Below are 1,654 nucleotides of genomic sequence, written 5' to 3' on the forward strand. Positions count from 1 at the left end.
ACTCAACGTACAATCCAGGGCACGACCCCTCCGCAAAGGTCGCGCCCTGGATTGCCACGGCTTCGCCTCGCAATGACGGAAGGAGAGACCGAAGCGATCAAGTGGACACCGTATGATCAGAGATGATCAGAGGCGGTAGCGGATCTGGTCGGTCCAGAAACGCTCCAGACGCGAGAGCGCCTGGTTGAGGCGTCCGAAATCGTCCTCGGAGATGCCGCCGATCGGCTGGATCGTGCGGGCGTGCTTGTCGTAGAGGCCCTGGATCAGGTCGTGAATCTCGCGGCCCTTCGGCGTCAGGCTGATGCGCACCGAGCGCCGGTCGGTCTTGGAGCGGGCGTGGTGCAGGAAGCCGGCCTCGACGAGCTTCTTGACGTTGTAGGAGACGTTCGAGCCGAGATAGTAGCCCTTGGAGCGCAGCTCGCTGGCGGTGAGTTCCTTGTCGCCGATGTTGTAGAGCAGGAGCGCCTGGACGCTGTTGACGTCCTCGCGGCCGCGCCGGTCGAACTCGTCCTTGATCACGTCGAGAAGGCGGCGGTGCAGACGCTCCACGAGGTGCAGCGCCTCGAGATAGGAGCCGGCGGCGCCCTGGGTCTCGGGGGCGGCGTCCGTGGTCTTGAGGGCGGTGTTGGCGGCCTTGGTGCTCATCGTGGTGCCTTCCTGTCGGTTCGTGCCGGCTCTTGCTGGCCGGCCTCGCTTATGAGGTGAACCTAGGGCCCACCGATGAAAGCCGATTTAAGCGACAGGATGAACTCGCGATTTACTTCTGTCGGTAAATGCAAAATGAAACGATGATGTTGACCTCTTATTAGCCTACGTCGCGCGCCGCGAGCCAGGACAGCACGAAGTACACGGCGACAATGCTTGCCTGCACTGCGATCAACGGCATCGACATCGGCAGGAGCTGCGGCGTCAGCAGCGCCAGGGTCAGCGCCGAGGTCGCGGCGAGCAGCCAGACGACCCCGCCCCAGGCGCTCGTCAGCCACAGGCCGACCGCCGCCACGAAGTCGATCACCGCGAAGTAGACGATCGCCGATTGCCGCCCCATCGGCAGGTCCGCGAACGGCGTCCGGCCGGGGATCAGGTCGAGGATCTCGCCCCAGGTCGCGAGGCCCTTGGCGAGCCAGACCAGGGCGGTGAGGCGCATGAACCAGACCAGCACCACGTCCCAGCGGGTCTGCGCCCGCGGCGCGGTGCCCTCGATCCGGTCGCCGGCCCCGGCGCTCGGGCGCCCGCGCCCGTCGAGGGTGGTGCCGACCTTGGTGAGCGCCTTCACGACCGGTCTCCCGGCCGTCCCGCCGCCGCCGGCGCCTCGTCCGGCGGCCCCTGGCTGCCGTCGAAGCGCGGCTCCGTGGCGTCGGCCGGGGCGAAGGCCGCCTCGATCGCCGCGCCGTCGACCGCGTCCAGGGTGGCGGGCCGCCAGGCCGGCCGGTTGTCCTTGTCGATGATCACCGCCCGCACGCCCTCGTAGAAGTCGTGCCCGCTCATCAGCCACTCGGCCAGCCGGTATTCGGCGAGCATCGCCTCGGCGAAGCCGAGCGTGCCGCCCCGGCGCATCAGTGCCAGGGCGATGGTCAGGCTGGTGGGCGAGCGGCCCCGCATCGTGGCCGCCGTCGCCTCGGCGAAGGCGGAGCCGTCCCGCGCCGCCGCGTCGAGG

The 1,654-nt window shown here is 68.6% G+C and carries 3 protein-coding genes; all 3 read right to left on the bottom strand.

Translation table 11 applies throughout. The features are described 5' to 3' along the window. Positions 1–126: 126 nt before the first annotated feature. Entirely contained in the window at positions 127–645 is a 519-nt protein-coding gene (ldtR, locus tag MFF42_RS23950; protein WP_238258325.1) for a transcriptional regulator LdtR, read from the bottom strand. Positions 646–805: 160 nt separating this feature from the next. Continuing rightward, positions 806–1,273 (bottom strand): DUF6163 family protein, encoded by a 468-nt coding sequence (locus MFF42_RS23955; RefSeq protein ID WP_238258327.1) that lies wholly within the window; start codon positions 1,271–1,273, stop codon positions 806–808. Beyond that, a partial coding sequence (locus MFF42_RS23960) for an enoyl-CoA hydratase/isomerase family protein (protein ID WP_238258329.1) occupies positions 1,270–1,654 on the bottom strand: 385 nt, incomplete at its 5' end. The genes MFF42_RS23960 and MFF42_RS23955, both read right to left, overlap by 4 nt.

Source organism: Methylorubrum podarium (assembly GCF_022179745.1).
Taxonomy (GTDB): domain Bacteria; phylum Pseudomonadota; class Alphaproteobacteria; order Rhizobiales; family Beijerinckiaceae; genus Methylobacterium; species Methylobacterium podarium.